This window comes from Pyxidicoccus sp. M15 (assembly GCF_056858435.1).
Map to the genome: position 1 here is coordinate 11,732,503 of NZ_CM166495.1, position 22,085 is coordinate 11,754,587.

Below are 22,085 nucleotides of genomic sequence, written 5' to 3' on the forward strand. Positions count from 1 at the left end.
ACCTCACTGAGCCACGGCAGGCACGGCTGCCTGCCTGCCCTCCGGGCGTACCGTGCCGGGCACGGGGATGTGGAGTGGCAGCTCCTGCCGGGTGAGCACCTCGCAGCCGTCACCGGTGACAAGAATCGTGTGCTCGAACTGGGCGGAGAGGCGCCCGTCCTCCGTCACCACCGTCCACCCGTCCGGCATCAGGCGGATGCCCGGGCGGCCCAGGTTCACCATGGGCTCGATGGTGAGGACCATGCCCGAGCGCAGCTTGATGCCCGTGCCGCGCTTGCCGGTGTGGGGCACCACGGGCGGCCCATGCATCTGGTGGCCGATGCCGTGGCCGCCGAACTCCTCCACCACGCTGCAGCCCTCCTTGCGAGCGAGCTCCTCGATGGCCGCGCCGATGTCGCCCATCTTCGCGCCATGACGCACCACCGCGATGCCCGCGTCCCGGCACCGACGCGCGACGTCCACGACGTGCCGGGCCTCCGCCGACACCTCGCCGATGAGGAACGTGGCCGAGGTGTCACCGTGGAAGCCGTCGAGGAACGTCGTCACGTCCACGTTGATGATGTCACCCGGGGCGAGGTGCTCGTCCGGGCGGGGGATGCCGTGGCACACCACCTGGTTGCGGCTGGTGCAGACGGTGGCGGGGAAGCCATGGAAGCCCAGCTGGCTCGGCTTGCCGCCCCGGCGCGCCGTGTCCTCGCGAACCCACGCGTCGATGTCCGCCGTCGAGATGCCGGGGGTGAGGCGGGACGCGACATGGGCCAGCGTGCCGGCGGCCGCCTGGCTCGCTCGGCGCAGGCGCTCCACGTCCGAGCCCTTGAACAGGGGAATCGTCATGGCGGACAAGGTGGCGTTCACTCCGGCACGGCGTCCAATGCTGTTTCGGCATGACAGCGGCCGCGGGTGTACCGACCCCATGGAGCGCGGTAGACTTCGCGTCGTGAGCCTCACGCACATCCAGTCCTTCGTCGCCGTGGCCGAGGAGTGCCACGTGGGCCGAGCCGCGCGGCGGCTGCACCTGACGCAGCCTCCGCTCAGCCGCCACATCCTCGCGCTCGAGGACGAGCTCGGCGCCCCCCTGTTCGAGCGGACGGGCCGTGGCATGCGCCTGCTCCCCGCGGGCGAGGCGTTCCTGGTGCATGCCCGCCGCATCCTCTCGGAGGTCGACGCGGCGGTGCACACGGTGCGGGGCGTCGCGGGGAACAACACCGGCGGCTGAGCCAGGGCGATTGGCGCCGTTCATCACCTGACGGTGTGGCAGCTGGCGCCTCCCTCGTGATGACTCATCACGTGCCCCCATGGCGGGCCGTCCACTAGAGCAGTCGGAATGCGTGCACCGCGCGTTCCGCCACAGCCCGAGGATTGCAGCAGACGTCCTGTCGCCGCCTGGAAGCCCGGTCCGTGGGCCACGCTGCTCGCGCTGATGCTATCGCTGGGAGCCGAGGCACAGCCCACGGACGGTGGAGTCCAGGCCGCCGAGGACGCCGATGCGGAAGTGAGCACCTCCACTCCCGACGAAGAACCTCCCGCCGCCGCCACGGTCATCACCGGCACCCGCCTTCCCCGCCCCATCCGCGACGTGCCCGCCACCACGGTGGTCATCCCCCGCGCGGAAATCGAACGCAGTCCCACGCTCACGCAGGACGCGCTCATCCGCACCCTGCCCTCCGCCGCCACCTTCCGCCGCACGCCCAGCCTCGTCTCCGACCCCACCGCGCAGGGGCTCAATCTCCGCGGTCTCGCGCCCTCGGGTGTCGCGCGCACGCTCGTCCTCCTGGACGGCATCCCCGTGAATGACCCCTTCGGCGGCTGGGTCTTCTGGCGCTCGCTGCCCCGCCTTGGCCTCGACCGCATCGAGGTCGTCCCCAGCGGCGGCTCTGCCCTCTACGGCAGCGCCGCGCTCGGTGGCGTCGTGCAGCTCGTCTCCCGTCCCATCGCCGGCCCCGACCTCGTGGCGGACCTCGCCTACGGCAACCTCGACACCGGCTTCTTCGCCGCGCGGGGCGCGGACACCTGGGGCCCCGTCCGGGCCGCGCTGGAGACGGAGCTGCTCACCAGCGACGGCTATCCCCTCGTCGTCGCCCCGCAGCGAGGCGCCATCGACACGACCACGCCCAGCAACCACGCCGTGCTCAATGGCCGCGTGGACTCGGACGTCTCCGAAGCGCTCTCCCTCTCCGCCCGTGCCGGCCTCTTCCGGGAGAACCAGAACGGCGGCACCCGCTTCACCACCGCCCGCGTGGAGCTGGCGCACTTCGGCGCGGGCGCGCGGCTGCGCACGGAGGGACGCGGCGTCTTCGCCCTGGACCTCTACGGCCGAATCCAGCGCTTCGAGCAACAACGCGCACGAGTGGCCCAGGACCGCTCCAGCGAGTCGACCGCCGCCTCGCAGGACGTGCCAGCCGACGACCAGGGCCTCTCACTCGTCTGGACGGCCCCGACGGTGACAGGGGGCGGCACGCACGTGCTCACCGCCGGCCTCGACGCGCGGAGAATGGCCGGGACCTCCGAGGAGCGCCTCTTCCCGCCCCAGCCCACGCCCGCCTCCACGCTGCTCCGCGCCGCGGGCGGCACCCAGCTCTCCGGCGGCGTCTTCCTCCAGGACCTCTACACCCTCTCCCCCGCGCTGGAGCTGTCCGCCGCGCTCCGCCTGGACCTCTGGCGCAACACGCAGGGCGAGCAGCGCGTGGAGCGCGCCAGCGGCGCCGTGGAGACCACCTCCTTCGAGGACCGCACCGAGCAGCAGCTCAGCCCGCGCCTGGGCCTGCGGCTGCGGCCCCTGGAGTGGCTCACCCTGCGCGCCTCCGGTTACCGCGCCTTCCGCGCCCCCACCCTCAACGAGCTGTACCGCCCCTTCCAGGTGGGCACCGTGCTCACCGCCGCCAACGCGGACCTGCGCGCGGAGCGCCTGTGGGGCGCCGAGGCCGGCGTCGAAGCCGAGTCCACCCGTGGCCTCACCGCGCGCGTCACCGGCTTCTGGAACGTGCTCGACGACGCCATCACCAACGTCACCCTCGCCGAGCCGCTGCCGGACGGTGCCACGCGCCGCCGGGAGAACCTCGGCCGCGCGCGCGTGCGTGGCGTGGAGGCGGGCCTGGACTGGCGGCTGTCACGCCGGTGGACGGCGCTCCTCGCGTACACCTTCGTGGACCCCACCGTCACCGAAGCGCCGGGGCAGCCGGAGCTGGTGGGCAAGCAGCTCGCGCAGGACCCGCGGCACCGGGGCACGGCCATCGTCACCTTCGACGACCCGGGCCTCTTCACCGCCACGGTGCAGCTGCGCGTCACCGGCCCCCAGTACGAGGACGACCTCAACGAGCGCGGCATGGGCGGCTATGCCCTGGTGGACGTGGCCGCCAGCCGGCACCTCTTCTGGAAGCTGGACCTCTTCGCCGCGGTGGAGAACCTCTTCGACCGCGAGTACCTCGCGGGCCGCGCCGGCGTGGACACGCTCGGCCCGCCGCTGACGGCGCGCGTGGGCCTGCGGCTGCGCGGCGTGCCCTGAGTCCCGCGCGCCCCGGAAAGCATTCCCCGCCTCCGCGACGTGATAGGTACCGGGGCCGTGCCCCGCCCCAAGCTGCACAGCGATGAAGCCATCCTCGACGCCACCATGGAGGTGCTGCTGCGTCGCGGGCCGGCCGACTTCACCCTGAATGACGTGGCCGTCGAGCTGGGCATGTCCCGCGCCGCGCTCATCCAGCGCTTCAAGAACAAGGACACGCTGTACCTGCGGGCCATGGAGCGCTCCGGCGTGCAGCGGCGTGACTACCTCGCGAGCATGCCCGTGGAGGTCGGAGCGCGGGGGCTCTGGCGCTTCCTGACGGAAATCGTCTCGGGGATGGGCACGGGCGAGGGACTCGACAGCTACCTGCTCCTCGCCTGGAAGGACCTGCGGGACACCACCCTGAGGCGCATGGCCCTCGAGCGCAACCTCATGGTCCGCGAGGCCATCGCCGCCCGGCTCCCCGAGAGCGCCGAGCGGGATGAGGTGGCCGCCGTGCTCCAGGACATCATCGCCGGGGCGACGATGCAGTGGATGGTGGAGCGCAAGCCCTCGCTCACCCGCTACGTGCTGGAGCGCCTGCGCAGGGTGCTCCGCCTGCTGTTTCCCACGGAGACCTTCCCGCTTCCGAGGTCCTGAGCCCCTCACGGGAGGCAGGCATCCCTCCGCCGCGACTTGTTTATAACCGTCGCGTCGGTTATTATGACTCTCATGGCTGAGCGCGTGATTGAGACCCGGGGCATCCGCCTCTGCACGGAGAGCTTCGGCTCACCGGACGACCCGCCCATCCTCCTGGTGATGGGCGCGGTGTCGTCGATGAAGTGGTGGCCCGACCCGCTGGTCGCCAGGCTCGTCGCGGCGGGGCGGTACGTCATCCGCCATGACCATCGCGACACGGGCGGCTCCACGACGTATCCCCCGGGAGCGCCGGGCTATACCGTCGACGACCTCGCGGATGACGTCCTCGCGGTGATGGACGGCCATGGCCTCGCGCGAGCACACCTCGTGGGGATGTCGCTCGGGGGGATGCTCTCGCAAATCGTGGCGCTGAAGGCTCCAGAGCGGGTCTTCTCCCTCACCCTCATCAGCGCGGAGTTCCTCGGCGACCTGGGCTTCACGCCCCCGCCCCTCTCCCCGGCGCTGCTCGCGCACTTCTCGACCGCGGCCACGCTGGACTGGAGCGACGAGGCCGCCGTGCTCGACTTCATGGTGGAGGCAGGGCGGCTGAATGCCAGCGGGCGAAGGCCCTACGACGCGGCCCTCGCGCGCCGCGTGGCGGCCGGAGAGTTCCGTCGCTCGTCTCGCATCCAGAGCATGATGAACCACGCGGCCCTCACCGGCGGCGAGCAGTGGTACGGCCGGACGCATGAGCTTCGAGCCCCCCTGCTCGTCATCCACGGCGCGCTGGACCCCGTCGTCGCCTACGCGCACGGCGTCGCCCTGAGCCGGGCGGTGCCGGGCGCGCGGCTGGTGACGCTCGAGGACGCGGGGCACGAACTGCACGAGGCGGACTGGCCCACCATCGCCGGGGCCATCACCGCCCATACCGGCCCCTGAGACGGCGTCAGGCAGCGGTCCATCCCGTTCCGTTTCCCTTTGCTCCGGTCAGTCGGTACATAGAGGGCCCTTCCGTGACGTAGCGGCACCTTCCTCGAAGGGCTCCCCATGAAAACCGAGCTGGGCGTTCACCTGGGCACGCGTGCGCGCACCGCCCGCAAGCGCCTGGGATTGACCCAGGCGGACGCGGCCGAGCAGGTGGGCCTCGCCCGGGAGGTGTACGCACGACTGGAGCGCGGCAACATGCTGCCCAGCCTCAACACGCTGCGCAGGCTGTGCACGATGCTGCGAGTGCCGCCCCACGAGCTGCTGGCGTTGGACGCGGACTTCGAGCCCTCCTCGGGCGAGCCGAGCCCCGCGCCGAGGGAAACAGAGCCGGCAAGCCTGTGTGAGCTGCGCAAGAAGCTGCGGGGCCTGTCTCGCGCGAACTTGAAGTTGATGAACGTGCTGGCCGGGGCCCTCCCGCCTTCTTCGGAACGCAAGCGACGGCGGTGATGGGCGGGAGCGGAGCCCGCGTCAGGACTGGAGACGAAAGGCACCGCCAAACACCGCGTCCGAGCTGCTCAGCTCCATCTCCTCTCGGTGGGGCGCGGCCTCGATGACCAGCGCGCGCAACTCATCCAGCAGCTCCAGCCGCCCATACCCCGAGGCGCGCGTGGCGGACAGGGCACGCAGGGCGTCACGCAGGTGGGCCGCGGAGGAGAAGCGCGCCCCGGGGTGGGGCTGGAGCGCTTGCTGCAACACCTGCCGCATGGGAGCGGACAGGGCCCGGGCCGCGCGTGTCACGGACTCGGGAGTCAACCGCGCGGCGCGCGCCGCCAGCTCGTCGGAGGAGAGGAAGGAGGGCTCCTCGCAGCGCGGCGCCCGGCCTCGGTGGTGGAGCGGGGAGGCATGCTCCGGCGGCGCGTGCGCGTCGTCGTACAGGTGGGTGCCCGTGAGCACCTCCAGCAGGACCAGCCCCAGCGAGAACACGTCCGCGCGCGGGTCCACACTCCGCCCGAGCAGCGTTTCGGGGGCGGAATAGGCGCAGTCGCCCCGGATGACGGAGCCCCGGGTCCGAGGCCGTCCCGGCAGGCGCGAGCGGGCGGCCCCGAAGTCCGTCACCTTCACCTCGCCCTGGCGGCCCAGCCGGATGTTGCGGGGGCTGACGTCGCGGTGCACGAGGGCCAGCCCGCGCCCGGTGTCGCTGGTGAGCATGTGCGCGTGGTGCAGCGCATCCGCCAGCTCCATCCCCACATGGGTGGCGAAGGCCTCCGACAACCGGCGCCTGCGCAGGCCCGCCAGCGCGGTGGCCGTCGCCAGCGAGCAGCCCTCCACGTACTCCCAGACTCCGTAGGGTTCTTCCCGCCAGGACACCACGTGCAACAGCCGGGAGATGGAAGGATGGGAGAGCCGCAGGGCCAGCTTCACCTCCTCCAGCAGCCTCCGGCGCTCGGAGGCTCCGCCGGGTGGGGCCATCCGCTTGACGGTGACCAGGCTGGAGATGCCCGCGGCCGGCAGCCGGCGGCGCGCCAGCACCAGCTCGCCACTGCCGCGCCGGCCCAGCTCGCGGACGTACTCGTAGGTGACACCGTCCGCGACGAAGAGGACGGCGGACGAGGTTTCGGTGGATTCCGAGGTCGAGGGAGACATGAGGCTCCAGGGGGCGGGTCGACGCGGTGGGTCCGGAGTTCCGGACCCCATCCACAGGGTGGCACGGACTTCCCGTGAGAAGAGGAGTCCGTTGCTCGCGCCCGCCGCTGGAGGAGCGCTACGGCCTGAAGCCCGCCGAGTCGTTCCAGCGGTCCGCGGGGATGAAGCGCAGCCCCTCCGGCTGGAGCGCGAGCACGAGGTCTGCCACGGACCTGTGGCAGAACTACAGGGTGTCCTCCGCCAGACCCCACGCCCTGGCGAGACCGAGGCCGCCTCAGCGAATCGTGCGCACCGGCCGCACCGGGCCGTTGAACCAGCGGCTCAGCTCCACCACGTCGTCCACGCGGCGTGCGGGCGGCAAGCTGGAGAGGAAGACGCGGCCGTAGGCCTTCGTCACGATGCGCCGGTCCAGCATGGCGACGATGCCCCGGTCCGCCTGCGTGCGGATGAGCCGCCCGAAGCCCTGCCGCAGCGCGAGCGCCGCCTGCGGCAACTGGTATTGCTCGAAGGGCTCCTCGCCCCGCTGCTGAATCTGGTTGATGCGCGCCGCCACCAGCGGGTCTCCCGGTGACGCGAAGGGCAGCCGGTCGATGATGACCAGGCTCAGCGCGTCGCCCGGCACGTCCACGCCCTCCCAGAAGCTGTGCGCCGCGAACAGCACGCTCGGCGTCTCGCGGAAGGACTCCAACAGCTGCTGCTTGGGCCGCTCGCCCTGGAGCAGCGCCTGGTAGGGCAGCCGCCCCGCCGTCAGCTCGTACGCGCGCACCATGTTGCGCAGCGACGTGAAGAGCACGAAGGCCCGGCCTCCCGTCACCTCGCACAGCTTGAGGATTTCCTCCGCCGCCTCCTCGATGAAGCCGGGGGCCGCCGGGTCCGGCAGGTGCGTGGGCGTGTACAGCGCCGCCTGCGTGGGGAAGTCGAACGGGCTGGGCACCGCCAGCGTGCGCACCTGCGTCACCGGCTGCCCGTCCTCGTCGTACAGCCCCATGCGCCTGGCGAAGAAGTCGAAGCGGCTGTCAGCCGCCAGCGTCGCGGACGTGTACACCACCGTGTCGAGCGCGCCGTACATCCGCTCGCGCAGCTCCTTCGCCACGTCGATGGGGCTGGCGCGCAGGAAGATGCCCTTGCCGCGCTGCTCCGCCCAGTACACGTGGTCCGCCGACTCCGCCTTCGCCAGAAAGCCCAGCTGCTCGTCCAGCTCGTCGGCCCGGCGGGTGAGCGCCGCCAGCTCCGGCTCGCGCTCGCCCACGGTGAAGGAGGACAACGCGCCCAGCGACTCGCGCACGCCCTCCACCGCGGTGGACAGCTTGCCCATCGTCTCCGGCTTGAGCGCCACGGAGGACTCCAGCCCGGACAGGCCCAGCGCCCGGGGCGCCTGCGCGAAGAGGGCCTCCGCGCTGCTGCGCAGCCGCGCCGACAGCGCGCGCAGCATGGCGTGGCGCGAGTCGTCCTCCTTCAGCGCCGCGACGGCGTCCCGCGCCAGCTCCTCCAGCCGGTAGCTGGACACGCTGACGCCGAAGTGGCCGCTGGCCGCGTCCTCCAGCGCGTGCGCCTCGTCGAAGATGACGGCGTCGTACCAGGGCAGCACGCCCTCGTTGCGCTTGCCGGAGCTGCGCAGCGACAGGTCCGCGAAGAAGAGGTGGTGGTTCACCACCAGCAGGTCCGCGCCCTCCGCGCGCTTGCGCATGCGCGTGACGTGGCAGTTCTCATACAGCGGGCACTTCGTGCCCATGCACGTCTCGGACGTGGTGGACAGGCGGGACCAGGCGCTGAAGGACTCGGGCAGGTCCAGCTCCGCGCGGTCTCCCGTGTCCGTCGCGTCCGCCCACTTCTTCAGCTTCGGCCAGAGGCGGGACTCCTCGCGCGAGGAGAACTGCGGGTCCTTGGCGAAGGCGTCGTACCGGTGCAGGCAGAGGTAGTTGCCGCGGCCCTTGAGGTACGCGGCCTCGAAGTGCAGCCCCATCTTCTCCCGCATCAGCGGCAAGTCCTTGAAGAAGATCTGGTCCTGCAGCGTCTTCGTCGCGGTGGACACCACCACCTTGCGCCCCGACAGCAGCGCGGGGACCAGGTAGGCGAGCGTCTTGCCCGTGCCCGTCCCGGCCTCGGCCAAGAGGTAGCTGCGCTCGTGGAAGGCGCGCTCCACGGCGCGCGCCATCTGGAGCTGCTCGGGGCGGTGCTCGTACGCGGGCAGCGCCAGTTCGAGCGCCCCTCCAGGACCGAGGAGGCTGTCGACGGAGTGGGACGTGGACCTGGGGAGCGACATGGCACCGAAGGGAGGACAGAGGCGGCCGGACAAGATAGCAGCGAGCCCCGTTTCAGGCGCGTTTCCGTCCACGCGCCGCTCCGTTCCACCGCATGGCCGGCCGCCCCCCGGGGAAGCACCCGCTACAGCGGGTAACAGGGCGCCACCGCCGCCGAAGGCTTCAGCCCCCCGCCATCAGCTCGCGCAGGGTCCGGAACACGAGCACGGCCATCACCAGCACCACCAGGAACAGCACCGCCAGGCCGAAGGTCTTCACGCGCTTCTGGAGGTCGGATGGCCCGGAGGACACCTCGGCCGTCGCGGGCACCACCAGGGTGGCCCGCCGCACCAGCTCGTCCCGGCCGCGCTGGGCCATGGCGTCATCCGGCGCCCGCGCCAGCCGCAGCCGGTACAGCCGCCCCAGCATGGCCAGCTCGCCGCGCCCCATGGCCACCGTCATCAGCCGGTCGTGCGCCTCCCAGTCGGTCCAGTGCTCCGCCGCCAGGGACTGCCACGCGTCCGCCAGCACCCCCGAGGGGCGGTGCTCGTCCGGGTTGAAGTTCACATACACGAGCCCGCACTGCGCGCAGGACTCCGTGTCCTCGCGCCGCGGCGCCACGCACTTGGGGCAGAAGCCCGGGGGCGCCTCGAAGAGCGCCTCGCCGGTCAGCGGCACGTCCGCCGCCTGCCCCCGCACCACACGCAGCGCCGGCGAGCTGGCGCGCGCGGGCAGCGGCGCGCTCACGGCGGGCGCGGGCTCCGGCTTCGGGGAGGCGGCCTGGCCCTCCGCCGCCAGCGACGAGGCGCCCAGCGCGAAGGACGAGGACGTGGTGGCGCGAGCGCGGCTCTCCGCGCCGCAGCGGTCGCACTTCACCACCAGCTCGCCCGCCTCCACCCGGAACACCTCCAGGGGGACGAGCCGCTCGCACGCCTCGCACTGGAACTTCATGACACCACCTGTCTCAAGGGGATGGGCATGGCACAACCGATGAGGGCCAGCAGGCACAGCGCGCAGATGACTCTACGCGAGAGGCTGAGCGGCTCGTGCGGCTCCACCACCTCCGGGTGCCCGAAGCCGACCAGCTTGCTCGTCACCAACAGCCACAGCCCCCAGGACGCGGTGACGAAGACGGTGAGGAACAGCAGCACCAGCGCCACCCCGCGCCCCACCCACCGCGCCCGGCTCCCCAGGACGGCATAGGCCAGGTGCCCGCCGTCCAGCTGCCCCACCGGCATCAGGTTGAGCAGCGTGACGAGCAGGCCGAACCAGCCGGCAATCACCACCGGGTGCACCAGCACGTCCTTGCCCTCAGGCACCGGGCCCACCGCCAGCCGGGTCAGCCCCTGCATCAGCAGGCTGTCACCGAAGACGGTGTGCACGCCGCGGATGGCCTCCTCCGGCGCGGGCGGGGCGTGGGTGACTTTCTCCATCACCCAGGCGAACAGCTCCTTCCCGTACGCCCACAGCGAGTCGTCCCCGGGGAAGGCCTGGGGCAGGCTCGGCGCGTCCACCACCGTGGAGTGCGCCAGCCCCCAGAAGAGGATGGGCAGCGCCACCACCAGCCCCGCCAGCGGCCCCGCCGCGCCAATGTCCACCAGCGCGTTGCGGTTCGGAATCCTGTCGCGGATGCGGATGACGGCGCCCAGCGTGCCCACGCCCAGCACCGGCAGCGGGATGAAGTACGGCAGCGACGTGTCCACCCCGTGGATGCGAGCCAGCAGGTAGTGCCCCATCTCGTGCGAGCCGAGGATGGCCAACAGCGACAGGCTGAAGGCCAGCGCGCGCAGGGCCGCGTCGGGCGACACCTCGGACGGCGTATAGGGCCGCTGGAAGTGGAAGTAGAGGAGGTACGACGTGAAGGTGGTCCCCACCGTCAGCAGCAGGAGCAACAGGTGGACCCAGTACCGGGGAGCGGGACGGGCGACGGGGACGGTGTCCATGCGGGAAGAGCCTCGGGGTTGGGCTAGCAAGGGGAGGTGTGCATTGCAACGCGCCCCTGGCCAGTCCCGGCGGGACACTGTGTTCCGGACGGACCTTGACATGGAGTCGACATCTGGTACGACCCCGCCCGCTTGAGGTCCCATTCGAACGGCAGGGCGCTCTCCAAGGTCGCTCCGCCACCGCACAAGCGTCCTTGAGAGAGGGGAAGACCATGAAGAAGTTCATCGTGTCCGCCGTTGCCGCCAGCAGCCTGGTTGCCTGCACCAGCGTTGAGAGCGCCGTCGTCTCCGGCACCGAGATTGCCTCCAACGGAGAGGCCGTCGCCGTCGTTCAGGCGAACGCCCTGGGCCTGACCGCCATCTTCCACATCATCGACATCGTCCAGAGCGACCTGGACACCGTCATCAACAAGCTCCTCATCGCCGAGGCCAAGGCCATGGGCGCCTCCAAGGTGGAGCTGATGACCGCCGGCACCACGCCCCGCCACGGCATCTACGCCCTGGCCGGCACCATCATCGGCGTGACCTCCTCCAGCGCCATCGGCGTGGCGGTCAAGTAGTCCACACCTTCCGCGAAAGCGAGAGGTACGCGGGAGGCCCCCTGGCAACAGGCGGGCCTCCTTGCTTTTCTGACACCCCCTCCCCTCCCTGGCCCTCCCATGCGCGCCCGCCTCCTGCTGCCCTGTGTCCTCCTGGCCCTCGCCGGCTGCTCCCGGAAGGGCGCGGACGACAACCTCGCCACCGAGGTGCGCACGAAGCTGGCCGAGCGGGACGCGAAGCTCACCAGCTACCGCCTCGCCGGCACGGTGAAGGACGAGGGCCAGGAGGCGATGTCCTTCACCTTCGACTACCGCGCCCCGCAGCGCATGCGCGGCTCGCTGGGCCCGCCCGCCTCGCGCACCTTCTCTTGGGACGGCACGCACCTGTTCCAGCAGGTGGACGGGGAGAAGTCCTTCAGCACCTTCAAGTCGGAGCTGCCCCCGGCGAAGCTGGCCGGCTTCCTGAACCAGACGTTCAGCCCCTTCACGCCGGAGGGCTTCCGCACGCCGCTGCTGCTGCGCAGCGCCACCGCCCGCCGCGCCACCCACCCGCGCGCCCCGGAGGCGGTGGAGCTGGTGCAGACGCTGGAGGGCGAGGCCCTGGGCACGCAGATGGTCTACGTGCTGCGCTGGCCCCGGCTGGACTTCCTGGGCAAGCGCACCCGCGCTCCGGACGGCACGCAGGCCGAGGAGCGCGTGGAGGACGAGCACTGCGACAAGGCGCTCGAGCTGTGTGTACCGAAGCGCATCACCCGGTGGCTGGGCGGCAAGCAGGTGGGAGAGACGGTGCTGGGCCGCGTGGAGCTGAACGCTCCCCTGCCCAATGACGCCTTCACCCTCACCGCGCCGGAAGGATACGCGGTGCAGTCGCGGACACTGGTGGAGTCCACGCCCGCCGCGCCGCCCACGGGCGGTTGACCGGCTCTCGCGTCGTCCCCACCTTCGGTGCCGGGAGCAACGGCACTCATGGTTGAAAACGTCATCTTCGATGTGGACGGCACGCTGGTGGACTCGGTGGACGAGCACGCCGAGGCGTGGCGCCGCGCCTTCCTGCACTTCGGGAGGGACATTCCGTTCTCACACGTGCGCAGCCAGATTGGAAAGGGCGCAGACCAGCTCATCCCCGTCTTCTTCAATGACGAGGAGCTGGAGCGCTTCGGGAAGGACCTGGAGGAGTACCGCGGCCAGCTCTTCGTGAAGGAGTTCCTGCCCAAGGTGCGCCCCTTCCCGCGCGTGCGCGAGCTGTTCCAGCGGCTGCGCGCCCGCGGCATCCGCCTCGCACTGGCCTCCAGCGCCAAGGAGGACGAGCTGAAGCAGTACGTGAAGCTGTGCGGCATCGACGGCCTGTTCGAGGCGAAGACGAGCAAGGACGAGGTGGACAAGAGCAAGCCCCACCCGGACATCTTCGAGGCCGCGCTGGGGCAGCTGGGAAAGCCGGACGTGCGCACCACGGTGGTGGTGGGCGACACGCCCTATGACGCGCTCGCCGCCAACAAGCTGGGCCTGCCCACGGTGGGCGTGCTGGCCGGCGGCTTCCCTCCGGATGACCTGCGCTCCGCGGGCTGCCGCACGCTGGTGAAGGACCCGGCGGAGCTGCTCGCACGCCTGGAGGCCTCGCCGCGCGCCTGGCCGTGGAATGAGGCCAGCGCCGCGCAGACGGCCAAGGACGAGTAGCGAGTCGCACGCGGCCGACTGCCGCGCGCGAAACACGCCGTCGGGCACTGCGCACGGCGCCTGCCGAGGGCCTCGTGCGCGGCCCCATCGTCGGTCTCATGCGTGAAACACGGCCGGCTGCATGCGCGCCGGGGCCCCGCGCCCATCTCCCCATGCGGGAGATGGGGACGGGGTGGGTGCCCTACTTGCGCGTGCTCCGGCTGCCGCTCTTGCGGCCGCCGCTCCGGCTCCGGCTGGTGCTCTTGCGAGCGCCGCCGCGCTTCGCCGTGCTCTTGGCGCGGCTGGTGGAGCCCCGCTTCGCGGTGGCCCGGCGCGCCGCGGTGCCGCGCGCCGTGGTCTTGCTGCCCGAGCGCGTGGAGCGCGTGGCCTTCCGGGTGGAGGCGGCACGCGCCTTGCCCCCCTTCGCACCGGCCTTGCGCGCATTCTTCCGCGCGGCGGGACGGCGGCGCGCGGCCTTGGCCTTGCTGCCGGAGCCACCCTTCATCCCACCACCGGTGAGCTTGTTGACGGTGGCCCAGGCGCGGGACTCCGCCGTCTTCTCGGACACGCCCTTCTTCTCGTAGCCCTCCTCGATGTGTTCGGCCATCCGCTTCTGCTTCGACGAATACTTCGCCTTGCTTCCACGTGCCATGCGTTGCCTCCTGGCAGATGTCGGCGCCGGTGTGGAGCCAGCGTCACCTGCAAGGTGGGCAGCCACCTGCCGTCATGGAAGCGGCCCCCGGTCCACATATGTCCACCCGGGAACGTCAAGCCCCACAACGGCCCTTGCCACCGCACAGCGCAGGCCCCAGGGCGCGCGCGGAAATTCCCCCCGCAACTTCCCCGCGGAGGCCGGGTTCAGGAGGAGCGAGGCCGGAACACGCCGCACCTGCAAACCTTCTGGAGGAATCCCATGCGCTTCATCGCTTCCCACCGCCGTCTGCTCACCGCCGCACTGTGCTTCACCCTGCCCCTGGGCCTCGTCGCCTGTGGGAAGGACGCGGGTGAAGAGGACCTCGCCGTCGGCGAGGCCGCAGCCTTCCTCACCGCCTCCGAGGAGGGAGGAGACATCGGCGGGGACGCGGTGGCCGACGCGGACACCACCACCCTGCAGTCCATGGCCACCGAGGACGTGGACACCGTCAACCAGGAGCCCACGGACGAGGGCAACCTGTGCGACTTCAGCGCCCGCCGCCAGGAGGTGCTGGAGAAGTACGACGCGGACGGGGACGGCACGCTGGGCCGCGCGGAGCTGGCCGAGCTGAGGGCGGACCTGGGCGAGCGGCGCGACAGCGTCCGCCCGCGGCTCGCCCAGCTGCGCCAGCGCGCCCGCAACTGGGCCTTCTGGCGGGTGCGCTGGGCCTTCGACGAGGACGGCAGCGGCTCGCTGTCCACCGACGAGCGCACCGCGCTGGTGGACGCCATGGAGGCCCGCTGCGAGCGGCTGCGCGACGAGCGCCTGGAGAAGTTCGACGCCAATGACGACGGCAGGCTGGATGAGGCGGAGCGCCTCGCGGCGCGGCAGGCCGTGCGCGCCCACTGGCAGCAGCAGCGTCAGGCACTGCTCGCCCAATACGACACCAACGGCAACGGCGTGCTGGACGACGGTGAGCGCGTCACGCTGCGCCAGGACCGGGTGGCCGCAGCCCAGGCGCGCCGCGCCACGCTGATGTCCACGTATGACACCAACGGTGACGGCACGCTGAGCACCGAGGAGGCCCTGCCGCTGCGCGAGGAAATCCAGCGCCGCATCATCGAAGGCCGCGACGCGGAGGAGTAGTCCCCGTCCGGCCGCGCAGGGCGCGGCCTCCCGTGTGGATTCCCCCTCGTGCCGTGCCCCCGCCCCCCAGGTCGCCCTCCCGGCGTCCTGGGGTTTTCCCTTTCGTACACTTCCGATGCCGCACTGCACGCCCGGGCCGCTGGCCTGCCTGCCCCGTCGTGCACAGCTTGAAAGGGTCATGGAAAGCGAGGCTGCACTGGAACCCGCCCTCATCGAGCCCCCACGTCGCCGAGCCCTGGACGACGGGCCGGCGGTGCTGGTGGTGAACACCCGCTCACGCTCGGGCCGCGAGGCCTTCGACAGGGCGCGCGCCACCCTCGCGGACCGGGGCGTCCCGCTGGTGGAGTGCTACGCGCTGTCCCGGACCGAGCGCCTGGAGCACGTGCTGGAGCGGATGACGCAGCTGGGCGCGCGCCGCATCCTCGTGGGCGGCGGCGACGGCACGCTCAGCTGCGTGGTGGCGAAGCTGCTGGGCCGGGACGTGACGCTGGGTGTGCTGCCGCTGGGCACCGGCAACGACTTCGCGCGCTCGCTGGGGATTCCCGCGGACGTGGAGGCCGCGTGCGACGTCATCGCCAACGGCTACACGGCGCGCGTGGACGTGGGGCTGGCCAACGGGCGGCCCTTCCTCAACGCCGCCAGCCTGGGCCTGGCCACCGCGATTGCGAAGCGGCTGACGAAGCGCCTCAAGCAGCGCGTGGGGAAGCTGGCCTACCCGGTGGCCGCCGCCGCGGAGGTGAAGGACCTCCAGCACTTCCACGTGCGCATCCAGGCCGACAACGAAGAGGTGGAGCTGGACGCGCTGCAGCTCGTGGTGGGCAATGGCCGCTACCACGGGGCGGGCAACGTGGTGTCTCCCGATGCGCAGCTGGATGACAGGCGCCTCCACGTGTACGCCATCACCGCGCCGTCCGCCGCCAATGGCCGCGAGGGCACCGGCCTGGGGCAGTTGCAGGACGTCGCCACGCTGGCGCGTGTGGCGCTGTCGCTGCGCTCCGGCGACCACGAGGACCACCCGGCCGTCACGTCGCTGCGCGCGGCCCGGCTCTACGTGGAGGCCGACCCCGTCCAGGAGGTGAATGCGGACGGAGAGCTCATCGGCCACACGCCCATGCGCTTCGAGGTGGCCCCGGCGGCGCTGCGCGTCTACGCGCCCGCCCCGTCCTGAATTTCGATTCAGGTCCCGTCTGGCCTACGCTGGAGCCGTCCGCGGCGGCCTCCCCCTCCGTCGTGGGGAGGCCGAGCCCGTGCGCCAGCGTTCCCGACTCCCCATCCTCTTCGCCTCCTGCCTCGCCATCGCGGCCGTGCTGCTGCTGTGGTTCCGCATGCCGGCGCCGGGCGGCCACCCGCTCCCGGCTCCGGAGGGCCGCGCCATCGCCACCGCGCAGGGCGCCGCACCCGAGGCCCCGCCTCGCGAGAGCGAGCCGCCCACGCCGCTGCTGGAAGAGACCGCTGCGCCGGAGGATGGGGCCTTCGTGGTGCGCGTGGTGGGCGCCGCCGGCCCGGTGGCGGGCGCGCGCGTGCGGGCATACCTGCGCGGGGTGGACGACGGCACCGGGACGCCCCCCTGGCGCCGCGCGGGCGAGGGCACCACCGCCGCGGACGGCACGCTGCGGCTGCCCGCGGGCCCGGGGGACTACCTGCTCGCGGCGCACGCGCCGGGCCATGCGCCCGCCCGACGCACGGCAACGCGTCCCTCGGGTGAAGCGGAGACGGCGGTGGAACTGGCCCTGCCCGCGGGCGTGTCCCTGGAGGGGCGCACGGTGGTGGAGGGCCGCGACGAGCCGGTGCCGCTCGCGGAGGTGATGCTGTGGCCCTACCCCGGCACGGCCGTCGCCTGGACGGACCCCGCCCACCTGCCGGAGGAGACGGCGGTGGCGCGCAGCGGCGCGGACGGCCGCTTCGCCTTCTCCGACCTGGCGCCCGGCCACTACGCGCTCACCGCGGAGGCGCCGGGCTTCAGCCGCCGCACGCTGCGCCTGCTCGAGGTGCCGCATGCCGGCACGCTGGTGGTGGGGCTGTGGAGCGCGGGCACGCTGGAGGGCTTCGTCGTGGACGCGCGCGGCCAGCCCGTCGCGGGCGCGGAGGTGACGGCCGCCGGCGGCGCCGAGCCGGTGCGCACCACCACCGGCGACAGCGGCGGCTTCGCGCTGGAGGTGGACACGGGCACCTGGCGCGTGTCCGCCAGGCGGGGCAACGCGGTGGGCCACATCCCCACGCCCCTGTCCGTGGCGCCGGGCGAGACGCTGCGCGGCCTCACGGTGACGCTGGGCGGCGCCGGTGGAATCGAAGGCACCGTGTCGGCGGACGGCGCGCCGGTGCGGGACGCGGTGCTGGTGGCCTCGCCCCGGGGCGGCTCGGGCGAGCTGGGCCGCGCCACGTCGGCCACGGACGGGACGTGGCGGATGGACCTGCCACCGGGCGAGTACGACGTGGCCGCGCGCGCCTCCGGGATGACGGGCCAGGTGGCGGACGCGGTGGTCGTCATCCCGGAGCGCTACACGCGGCTGGACGTGAAGCTGGTGCCCGCGACGGCGGTGGTGGAGGGCACGGTGGTGGACGGGGAGGACCGGCCCGTCCCGGGTGCCCAGGTGGCCGTGTCGCTCCGCCAGCGCGAGGGCGGCACGCGCACCACGCTGACGGACGCCCAGGGCGCGTACCGGCTGGAGGGACTGGAGGCGGGGCTGTCCACGGTGAAGGTCCGGCGCGAGGGCTCCTCGCGGTGGACCTTCCGGCTGGAGACGCTCCAGGCCTCCGTCACGACGCGCGTGGACTTCACCCTGCCGGAGTCCGGAATCGTCCATGGCCAGGTGACGCGGGCGTCGGGCGCCCCCCTGGACGGGAGCATCCTGGTGCACGCGATTCCCCGGGGCAGCATGGGCGCGGCCACGGTGGAGACGGATGCCCGGGGCCAGTACCAGGTGGAGCTGCCCGAGGGCGTGTACCAGTTCTCCACGCAGGCGCGCACGGAGCCCACCGTCTACTTCCACGTGGAGAACGACCCGGCGGTGACGGTGACCGCGGGAAGCAACCTGCGGCTGGACCTCACGCTGAAGGAGCATGACGCCATCTCCGGCACCGTGCTGGAGCCCTCCGGCGCGCCCAGCCCGCTCGCGGAGGTGGTGGCCGTCCAGCCCGGCGAGTTCGCCATCAACCTGACGATGCGCGCGGACGAGTCCGGGCACTTCCAGCTGCTCGCGCGTCCCCAGGGCTCCGTGCCCCTGACGCTGGTGGCGCACAACGGCGGACGCGTGGGCCGCCTCACCGGTGTGAAGGAGGGCCAGGGCCCCCAGAGCCTGCGCCTCCAGCCCGCGGCCACGCTGCGCGGGCGCGTGGTGTCCGCCGGGGGCGCGCCGCCGGACGGCTTCGTCCTGGAGCTGCGGGAGCCGGACGGAGAGGCGCTGCCGTGGGCCGGCGCGGCGCCTGGCGCGCGGCGCTTCCCCGGTGACACCTTCTTCCTGCCGGACGCGCCCGGTCAGCGCCTCCAGCTGTCCGTGCGCACCGCGGACGGACGCACGGGCGAGGCCCAGGTGGCGCTGACGCCGGGCGGCTCCGCGGAGGTGGAGGTGCCCATCACCGGCGGCGCGGCCTCCATCTCCGGGCGCGCGGTGTGGAGCCGTGGCGGCGGGCCGGCCCCGGGCGTGGCGGTGTTCCTGGACCGGACGGTGACGGCGCAGCCGGACGCGCGCACCGGCGCGGACGGCCGCTTCCGCCTCGACGACGTGCGCCCCGGCGCGCACACCGTGCGGCTGATGCCCCCCGAGGGACGCACCGAGACGCGCACGGTGAAGGTGGTGGAGGCGGAGGCCCGGGAGCTGGGCGACATCACCGTGTCCCCGCGCCGCGCCGCGCCCGGCACCCTGGGCGCGGGCTTCAGCGAGGACCGGGGCCTGGTGACGTTCGCCTGGCTGACGCCGGACGGGCCCGCCGCGCGCGCGGGCGTCTCCGTGGGAGACCGGCTGCTGGCGGTGGACGGGCTGGTGGTGCGCGACAGGACGGAGGCCGAGTCCCGCACCAAGGGCGTGCCCGGCTCTGCCGTGCGCCTCCAGCTGCGGCGCCCGGGCGGCGAGCAGGAGCTGCTCGTCACCCGCGCGGAGTAGGAAGCGCTACACCTTCTCCAGCACGCGCGAGAGCACCTGCGCGGTGAAGTTCACCAGCGGAATCACGCGCCGGTAGTCCATGCGCGTGGGGCCGATGACGCCCACCGTGCCCAGCACCTGCTCCTGGTTCCCATACGGGCTGGCGATGACGGAGACGTCGCCGGCCGCGGAGAAGTCGCTCTCCGCGCCGATGAATATCTGCATCTCGTTGGCGCGCTGGACGCGGTCCAGCAGCGACAGCAGCTTGTGCTTCTCGTCCAGCGCCTTGAAGAGCGCGCGCATGCGCTCCACGTCCGCGAACTCCGGCGCCTCCAGGAACGAGCCCGTGCCCTGGATGAGCACCCGCTCCGTGGTGGGCAAATCCGTGGCCGCCGCGCCCAGCTTCAGCGCCTTGGCCGTCAGCGCGTTGTAGAGCGCCTGCTCCTGGTCCATCTCCGCGCGGATGCGCTCGCGCGCCTCCTCCAGCGGCACTTCGCGCAACAGCTCGGACAGGTAGTTGCTCGCCTTGAGCAGCTCGTCCGAGGTGATGGGGAACTCGACGGTAATCGCCTTGTTGTGCACCTGGCCGCTCTGCCCCACCAGGATGGCGAGCACCCGGTCCTCGCGCAGGCGGACGAACTCGATGCGGTGGAACACGGACGCGTCGGGGCGCGGCGTGACGACGACGCCCGCGTGCCGCGTGAGCGAATGCAGGATGCGGCTGGCCTCGCCCAGCACCTCTTCCAGGTTGGTCTCCTGGATGAGGCCCGCGTGGATGAGCTCCCTGTCGCGGGGCGTCGGGTCCTTCAGCTTGACGAGCGTGTCGACGTAGAACCGGTAGCCCTGGTCCGTGGGCACCCGGCCGGCCGAGGTGTGCGGCTTCTCCAGGAAGCCGAGCTCCTCCAGGTCGGCGAGCACATTGCGCATGGTGGCCGAGGAGACCTCGAACCCGGGCCGGCGGGTGAGCTGTTGACTGCCCACCGGTCCGCCCGTGGTGATGTACTCCTGCACCACCGCGCGGAGGACTTCCTTCTCACGTTCTCCCAGCTCTTCGGACGGCATCCCTGCTCACACTCCAGAGCCAGCGGCCCGGCATGATGCCCGCCGTGACTCCACTGGAAGTTTAAGAAAGCGGGCCCAGCCGTTCAATCCGCGTTCCCCTCGTCCGTACGTCCAGGTGGCGGAGACATTCCCGATGCCAGGGCAGCAGGAGGGCAGGCAGGCGCCGCCGCGCCCGGGAGCATGCCCTTCGCGCACTGTACCGCACTGCGGGCTCCGCGACTGTGGGGTACGGCAATGCGCACATGGCCCCGCTCTGACGCGGGCGCTACAAGCGGCGGCACCGTGTCCGTTTCTTCGCCTGCACAGCCCCTGGTGTCCGCGCCGTCCACTCCCGCCGTCCTGCCCGTGGTGGGGGACGTTGGCGGCGCCTCGGGGGCCTCCCGGGGCTGGCTCATCACCAGCCTGCTGACGCTGTACCTCATCTGGGGCTCCACCTACCTGGCCATCCGCTTCGGCCTGGAGGGCGGCCTGCCGCCGTTCCTGATGTCGGGCAGCCGCTTCGTCCTGGCGGGCAGCATCCTGTTCGCGGTGCTGTGGTTGCGCGGCGCGCCGGTGCCCACGGCGCGCCAGTGGGCGTCCAGCGCGGTGGTGGGCTTCCTGCTGCTGGGCATTGGCAACGGGGGCCTCGTCTTCGCGCAGCAGTGGGTGCCGTCAGGCGTGGCGGCGCTGGTGGTGGGCAGCCTGCCCATGTGGACGGCGCTCTTCGGCGGCCTCTTCGGCCAGTGGCCGGGACGCGCGGAGCGCTGGGGGCTGGCGCTGGGCTTCGGCGGAATCGTCGTGCTCAACCTCGGCGGCAACCTGGGCGGCCACTGGCTGCCCACGGTGGCCATGCTGCTGTCGCCGCTGAGCTGGGCGTTCGGCTCCATCTGGAGCCGCCGCCTGCCCATGCCGCAGGGGCTGATGTCCACCGCGGCGCAGATGCTGTGCGGCGGCGTGCTCATGCTCGGCTTCGGCCTGGTGACGGGCGAGCACCTGCCGGCGACGATGCCGGGCTCTCGCGCCCTCTTCGCGTACTTCTACCTCGTCACCTTCGGCTCGCTGGTGGGCTACAGCGCCTACGGCTACCTCCTGCGCAACGCGCGCCCGGCGCTCGCCACCAGCTATGCGTACGTCAACCCGGTGGTGGCGGTGTTCCTCGGCGGCGTGCTCGCCGGCGAGACGATGAAGCCCACGGCCTGGGTCGCCATGGGCGCCATCCTCGGCGCGGTGGTGCTGCTCACGCGCAAGCGGTAAGAAGCAGCCCGATTGCACACCTCCATCGCCTCATCGAGCGCGCTGCTCCTCCTCATCTTCACGGCCGCCTGTGCCCATGGCCCGTCGACGCATGGCGCCAGCAGCAAAGCCCCGGGCCCCGCCACCGGCTGCGCGGCGCCGGGGGCGCTGTGCTGGGACTTCGAGGAGGGCACGCTGCCTGCGGGCTGGACGCCGCATCGCGACGAGTTCAGCGGCCAGCTGCTCGTGGACGACACCCGGCCGCACCGGGGCCGGTACGCGCTGCACGCGAAGGCGCTGTCCGGGGGCAAGGAAGGCACGCAGGGCGGGCCCAAGAAGACGCTCCGCTTCGAGCTGCCCGCCCGCTTCGGGCCGGTGCTCTGGGGCCGCGTCTGGGTGTACACGACGCCCGAGCGCCCCGTGTCGCACGCGGGCCTCTTCAGCGCGCGTTATCCCCGGCCGGGCCAGGCGGGCGGCGCCTTCGACACGCTCGACTGGTACGAGGTCGCCACCTACCAGCGGAAGTACATGGCCATCTGGCACCCTCCCGAGCCGCCGGGCTTCCCGGAGTGGGTGCAGGTCTCCGGCACGCCGCTCGTGCTCGACGCCTGGGCCTGCCTCGAGTGGCAGTTCGACGGCGCCAACGGTGCCCACGCGGAGGCCGCCACGCCGCGCGTCTGGCTCGACGGCGTGGAGCTCTCCTGGCCCGAGCAGTTCGTCTTCTCCGACCCGCCCACCGCCACGCCGCCGGTGCGCGAGAAGGCCACCGACTTCACGGTGTTGGAGACCGGCGTCGTCCTCTACCAGGGCCTCACGGTGCCCACCGACTGGTGGCTGGACGACCTGGCCGTGGGCCGCCAGCGGCTCGGCTGCGGCCCGGACTGAAAGC

At 72.4% G+C, this 22,085-nt stretch carries 20 protein-coding genes; 13 read left to right on the top strand and 7 right to left on the bottom strand.

The genetic code is table 11. The annotated features are described in order from the left end of the window. Positions 1-3 precede the first annotated feature (3 nt). A complete protein-coding gene (gene map / locus ACX9TP_RS43460; protein WP_482976583.1) occupies positions 4-834 on the bottom strand; it encodes a type I methionyl aminopeptidase in 831 nt (276 codons plus the stop codon). A gap of 103 nt (positions 835-937) precedes the next feature. Between map and ACX9TP_RS43465 the strand changes: the two genes are divergently transcribed. The 5 genes from ACX9TP_RS43465 (at position 938) to ACX9TP_RS43485 (ending at position 5,551) form a co-directional block, all read left to right on the top strand. After that, the gene (locus tag ACX9TP_RS43465) at positions 938-1,216 is read left to right on the top strand and encodes a LysR family transcriptional regulator (protein WP_482976584.1); all 279 of its coding nucleotides are present in this window, start codon (positions 938-940) and stop codon (positions 1,214-1,216) included. A gap of 108 nt (positions 1,217-1,324) precedes the next feature. Continuing rightward, on the top strand, positions 1,325-3,502 hold the full coding sequence (locus ACX9TP_RS43470; protein WP_482976585.1) for a TonB-dependent receptor: 2,178 nt from the start codon (positions 1,325-1,327) through the stop codon (positions 3,500-3,502). 57 nt (positions 3,503-3,559) lie between these two features. Continuing rightward, positions 3,560-4,138, top strand: a complete 579-nt coding sequence (locus tag ACX9TP_RS43475) for a TetR/AcrR family transcriptional regulator (RefSeq protein ID WP_482976586.1) — start codon at positions 3,560-3,562, stop codon at positions 4,136-4,138. Positions 4,139-4,210: 72 nt separating this feature from the next. Next, a complete protein-coding gene (locus ACX9TP_RS43480) occupies positions 4,211-5,056 on the top strand; it encodes an alpha/beta fold hydrolase (protein WP_482976587.1) in 846 nt (281 codons plus the stop codon). A 108-nt stretch (positions 5,057-5,164) separates the two neighbouring features. After that, complete coding sequence (locus tag ACX9TP_RS43485) at positions 5,165-5,551, top strand: helix-turn-helix transcriptional regulator (protein WP_482976588.1); 387 nt, start codon at positions 5,165-5,167, stop codon at positions 5,549-5,551. A 21-nt stretch (positions 5,552-5,572) separates the two neighbouring features. On the opposite strand, the gene ACX9TP_RS43490 is transcribed toward ACX9TP_RS43485, so the two are convergent. From ACX9TP_RS43490 to ACX9TP_RS43505, 4 genes are all read right to left on the bottom strand, one after another. Next, positions 5,573-6,688: a serine/threonine-protein kinase gene (locus tag ACX9TP_RS43490; RefSeq protein WP_482976589.1), complete on the bottom strand. Its 1,116-nt coding sequence runs from the start codon at positions 6,686-6,688 to the stop codon at positions 5,573-5,575. A gap of 274 nt (positions 6,689-6,962) precedes the next feature. Then, a complete protein-coding gene (gene yoaA / locus ACX9TP_RS43495) occupies positions 6,963-8,951 on the bottom strand; it encodes a DNA repair helicase YoaA (RefSeq protein ID WP_482976590.1) in 1,989 nt (662 codons plus the stop codon). A gap of 160 nt (positions 8,952-9,111) precedes the next feature. Next, complete coding sequence (locus ACX9TP_RS43500; RefSeq protein ID WP_482976591.1) at positions 9,112-9,879, bottom strand: hypothetical protein; 768 nt, start codon at positions 9,877-9,879, stop codon at positions 9,112-9,114. Further along, positions 9,876-10,871 carry a site-2 protease family protein gene (locus ACX9TP_RS43505; protein ID WP_482976592.1) on the bottom strand — a complete coding sequence of 332 codons (996 nt, stop codon included), beginning with the start codon at positions 10,869-10,871 and terminating at the stop codon, positions 9,876-9,878. Before ACX9TP_RS43505 ends, ACX9TP_RS43500 begins: the two co-directional genes overlap by 4 nt. 212 nt (positions 10,872-11,083) lie before the next feature. Here ACX9TP_RS43505 and ACX9TP_RS43510 point away from each other — a divergent pair, with 212 nt between their 5' ends. The 3 genes from ACX9TP_RS43510 (at position 11,084) to ACX9TP_RS43520 (ending at position 13,084) form a co-directional block, all read left to right on the top strand. Then, the gene (locus ACX9TP_RS43510) at positions 11,084-11,431 is read left to right on the top strand and encodes a hypothetical protein (RefSeq protein WP_482976593.1); all 348 of its coding nucleotides are present in this window, start codon (positions 11,084-11,086) and stop codon (positions 11,429-11,431) included. 99 nt (positions 11,432-11,530) lie between these two features. Beyond that, on the top strand, positions 11,531-12,328 hold the full coding sequence (locus tag ACX9TP_RS43515) for a hypothetical protein (RefSeq protein WP_482976594.1): 798 nt from the start codon (positions 11,531-11,533) through the stop codon (positions 12,326-12,328). Positions 12,329-12,376: 48 nt separating this feature from the next. Next, complete coding sequence (locus tag ACX9TP_RS43520; protein ID WP_482976595.1) at positions 12,377-13,084, top strand: HAD family hydrolase; 708 nt, start codon at positions 12,377-12,379, stop codon at positions 13,082-13,084. A gap of 181 nt (positions 13,085-13,265) precedes the next feature. Here the strand turns inward: ACX9TP_RS43520 and ACX9TP_RS43525 are convergent, their stop codons facing one another. After that, on the bottom strand, positions 13,266-13,715 hold the full coding sequence (locus ACX9TP_RS43525; protein WP_482976596.1) for a transcriptional regulator: 450 nt from the start codon (positions 13,713-13,715) through the stop codon (positions 13,266-13,268). A gap of 261 nt (positions 13,716-13,976) precedes the next feature. On the opposite strand from ACX9TP_RS43525, the gene ACX9TP_RS43530 reads away from it, so the two are divergent. From ACX9TP_RS43530 to ACX9TP_RS43540, 3 genes are all read left to right on the top strand, one after another. Further along, the gene (locus ACX9TP_RS43530; RefSeq protein ID WP_482976597.1) at positions 13,977-14,843 is read left to right on the top strand and encodes a calcium-binding protein; all 867 of its coding nucleotides are present in this window, start codon (positions 13,977-13,979) and stop codon (positions 14,841-14,843) included. Positions 14,844-15,021: 178 nt separating this feature from the next. Continuing rightward, positions 15,022-16,011 carry a lipid kinase gene (locus ACX9TP_RS43535; protein WP_482976598.1) on the top strand — a complete coding sequence of 330 codons (990 nt, stop codon included), beginning with the start codon at positions 15,022-15,024 and terminating at the stop codon, positions 16,009-16,011. Positions 16,012-16,090: 79 nt separating this feature from the next. Continuing rightward, on the top strand, positions 16,091-18,943 hold the full coding sequence (locus ACX9TP_RS43540) for a carboxypeptidase regulatory-like domain-containing protein (protein ID WP_482976599.1): 2,853 nt from the start codon (positions 16,091-16,093) through the stop codon (positions 18,941-18,943). Between the two features lie 6 nt (positions 18,944-18,949). Here the strand turns inward: ACX9TP_RS43540 and hrcA are convergent, their stop codons facing one another. Then, positions 18,950-19,984 (bottom strand): heat-inducible transcriptional repressor HrcA, encoded by a 1,035-nt coding sequence (gene hrcA / locus ACX9TP_RS43545; RefSeq protein WP_267859032.1) that lies wholly within the window; start codon positions 19,982-19,984, stop codon positions 18,950-18,952. Positions 19,985-20,218: 234 nt separating this feature from the next. Here hrcA and yedA point away from each other — a divergent pair, with 234 nt between their 5' ends. Together yedA and ACX9TP_RS43555 are read left to right on the top strand one after the other, a co-directional pair. Beyond that, the gene (gene yedA / locus ACX9TP_RS43550) at positions 20,219-21,217 is read left to right on the top strand and encodes a drug/metabolite exporter YedA (protein ID WP_482976600.1); all 999 of its coding nucleotides are present in this window, start codon (positions 20,219-20,221) and stop codon (positions 21,215-21,217) included. Positions 21,218-21,229: 12 nt separating this feature from the next. Further along, positions 21,230-22,081: a hypothetical protein gene (locus ACX9TP_RS43555; protein ID WP_482976601.1), complete on the top strand. Its 852-nt coding sequence runs from the start codon at positions 21,230-21,232 to the stop codon at positions 22,079-22,081. The last annotated feature ends 4 nt before the right edge of the window (positions 22,082-22,085 follow it).

Coding starts and splice junctions, on each gene's coding strand:
- ACX9TP_RS43500 (WP_482976591.1), bottom strand. CDS start 9,879: ATGAAGTTCCAGTGCGAGGCGTGCGAGCGGCTCGTCCCCCTGGAGGTG.
- ACX9TP_RS43505 (WP_482976592.1), bottom strand. CDS start 10,871: ATGGACACCGTCCCCGTCGCCCGTCCCGCTCCCCGGTACTGGGTCCAC.
- hrcA (WP_267859032.1), bottom strand. CDS start 19,984: ATGCCGTCCGAAGAGCTGGGAGAACGTGAGAAGGAAGTCCTCCGCGCG.
- ACX9TP_RS43515 (WP_482976594.1), top strand. CDS start 11,531: ATGCGCGCCCGCCTCCTGCTGCCCTGTGTCCTCCTGGCCCTCGCCGGC.
- ACX9TP_RS43535 (WP_482976598.1), top strand. CDS start 15,022: ATGGAAAGCGAGGCTGCACTGGAACCCGCCCTCATCGAGCCCCCACGT.
- ACX9TP_RS43485 (WP_482976588.1), top strand. CDS start 5,165: ATGAAAACCGAGCTGGGCGTTCACCTGGGCACGCGTGCGCGCACCGCC.
- ACX9TP_RS43520 (WP_482976595.1), top strand. CDS start 12,377: ATGGTTGAAAACGTCATCTTCGATGTGGACGGCACGCTGGTGGACTCG.
- yoaA (WP_482976590.1), bottom strand. CDS start 8,951: ATGTCGCTCCCCAGGTCCACGTCCCACTCCGTCGACAGCCTCCTCGGT.
- ACX9TP_RS43490 (WP_482976589.1), bottom strand. CDS start 6,688: ATGTCTCCCTCGACCTCGGAATCCACCGAAACCTCGTCCGCCGTCCTC.
- ACX9TP_RS43470 (WP_482976585.1), top strand. CDS start 1,325: ATGCGTGCACCGCGCGTTCCGCCACAGCCCGAGGATTGCAGCAGACGT.
- map (WP_482976583.1), bottom strand. CDS start 834: ATGACGATTCCCCTGTTCAAGGGCTCGGACGTGGAGCGCCTGCGCCGA.
- yedA (WP_482976600.1), top strand. CDS start 20,219: ATGCGCACATGGCCCCGCTCTGACGCGGGCGCTACAAGCGGCGGCACC.
- ACX9TP_RS43530 (WP_482976597.1), top strand. CDS start 13,977: ATGCGCTTCATCGCTTCCCACCGCCGTCTGCTCACCGCCGCACTGTGC.
- ACX9TP_RS43510 (WP_482976593.1), top strand. CDS start 11,084: ATGAAGAAGTTCATCGTGTCCGCCGTTGCCGCCAGCAGCCTGGTTGCC.
- ACX9TP_RS43480 (WP_482976587.1), top strand. CDS start 4,211: ATGGCTGAGCGCGTGATTGAGACCCGGGGCATCCGCCTCTGCACGGAG.
- ACX9TP_RS43525 (WP_482976596.1), bottom strand. CDS start 13,715: ATGGCACGTGGAAGCAAGGCGAAGTATTCGTCGAAGCAGAAGCGGATG.